The organism is Neisseria sp. HMSC70E02 (assembly GCF_001838645.1).
GTDB lineage: Bacteria > Pseudomonadota > Gammaproteobacteria > Burkholderiales > Neisseriaceae > Neisseria > Neisseria macacae.
On record NZ_KV838139.1, the window covers coordinates 4,164 to 6,076 of the forward strand.

General features: G+C 57.0%; 2 protein-coding genes. One reads left to right on the plus strand and one right to left on the minus strand.

From position 1 onward, the window contains the following. Positions 1-193: 193 nt before the first annotated feature. On the minus strand, positions 194-901 hold the full coding sequence (gene truC / locus HMPREF3277_RS12370) for a tRNA pseudouridine(65) synthase TruC (protein ID WP_070871289.1): 708 nt from the start codon (positions 899-901) through the stop codon (positions 194-196). Positions 902-1,086: 185 nt separating this feature from the next. Between truC and HMPREF3277_RS12375 the strand changes: the two genes are divergently transcribed. After that, entirely contained in the window at positions 1,087-1,815 is a 729-nt protein-coding gene (locus tag HMPREF3277_RS12375) for an LOG family protein (RefSeq protein WP_070871290.1), read from the plus strand. The last annotated feature ends 98 nt before the right edge of the window (positions 1,816-1,913 follow it).

Consider the following 1,913-nt stretch of genomic DNA (forward strand, 5'->3'; position numbering starts at 1 on the left):
AGCGCGGGTTCTACCCGCGAAGCAGATGTCAGCATAAATACCCGATTCAAACTGACGGACGGCAAATCCTGCGGGCAAAGCCCACGCTACGGGGTTCGGTTATCTCAAAGCGTGTTTTGATGAATAAAGGTCGTCTGAAACCCATGTCCGGCTTTGCGGCATCACCAGCCCGCCTGTTGGCACGACTTTTCGCTTACGCTTTAAACGTATCCAGCCAAATCCGCCAGCTCTCGTCGGTATCGGCGCAGACGGTCAGGGTTTCGCCGTTTTCGATGCTTTGGAACGACAGACTGCGGGCGTGGAGCATGAGGCGGGTGGTGCCGAGGTGGGCGGCGGTGGCGTGGTTTTGGCGCAGGTCGCCGTAGTTGGTGTCGCCGACGATGGGGTGGAAGATGTGTTTCATGTGGCGGCGGAGTTGGTGTTTGCGGCCTGTGTTCGGGATGAGTTCTGCCCACGAGTAGCGCGAGGTTGGGTAGCGGGCGGCGGATTGGAAGGGCAATTCGGTGCGCGCAAGGCAGTGGTATCGGGTTTGAGCGTCTTGGAGGGTGGCTTCGGTTTGGGATTCGGCGATTTTGTCGGGCTGATATTTGAGGGGGTAGTCGATGAGTCCGTCGTCGGGCAAATATCCGCGCACGATTGCCCAGTAGGTTTTGTGTGTGTTTTTTTGTTCGAACTGCTGCGTCAGCAGGCGGGCGGCTTCGGGGTCGAGGGCAAACAGGAGGACGCCGGATGTGGGGCGGTCGAGGCGGTGGGCGGGATAGACGTGTTGTCCGATTTGGTCGCGCAGGGTCTGCATGACGAACTGTGTTTCGTGGCGGTCGAGCCAGCTTCGGTGGACGAGCATTCCGGCGGGTTTGTTGACGGCGATGGTGCGGCTGTCGCGGTAGAGGATGTCGAGCATGGCGGGATGTGGGCGGAAATGGGGGATTGTAACGCAAGAGGTCGCGGCTGAGACGGCAATCTTGGGCTGGAACGCATGATTCGGTTCAAATAAGGAACACTTACTGCCGTTCATGTTTGCGTTTTCAGACGACCTCGGGTTCTGTCGGTTACAATGTGGGGGTTCAACAAGATGAAGGAAAAACTGTGAGCCTGCTCAAAAAACTGCCCAAGCCTATGCTGACCGATGAGGCGCGCCGCGAGATTCAGGCGCGGGAGTCGTATCATGTTTTGAAGATTATTTCGGAATTTGTCGAAGCGGGCGAGGAGCTGCGGGCGATTCAGCCTGCGGTCAGCATTTACGGCAGCGCGCGCACGCCGGAAAATCATCCCGACTACGAATTTACGCTGCGGCTGGCGCGCAAGCTCTCGGATGCCGGTTTTTCCGTCATTTCGGGCGGCGGTCCGGGGATTATGGAAGCGGCGAACAAAGGCGCGTTTGCGGGCGCAAGCCCTGCGGTGGGGCTGAATATTGTGTTGCCGCACGAGCAAAAAGCCAATCCGTATCAGGATTTGTCCATCAAGTTCCAACATTTCTTCCCGCGCAAAGTGATGTTTGTGAAACACGCGGTCGCGTATGTCGTCATGCCCGGCGGCTTCGGCACGCTGGACGAACTGTTTGAAAGCCTGACGCTGGTGCAGACGGGCAAAACGCCCGACCGCCCGATTATCTTGGTGGGCGAGGATTTTTGGTCGGGCTTGTTGGACTGGATACGCAAAGAGCTGCTCGGGCGCGGGCTGATTTCGGAAGCGGATATGGATTTAATCCGACTGATTGACGGTGAAGACGAAATCATCGAAGAAATCTTCGCGCACTACGAAAACCGCTTGGAAGATTTTTCCGAAGGCGTCAACGCGTGGTCGCTCGGATTGTGACGGGCTGATAGGTCGTCTGAAAACCTTCCGAATCTCGCGGGTTGAGTTGAAATCAAGACCAAGCGGCAACGCCGTACTGGTTTAAAGTTAATCCACTA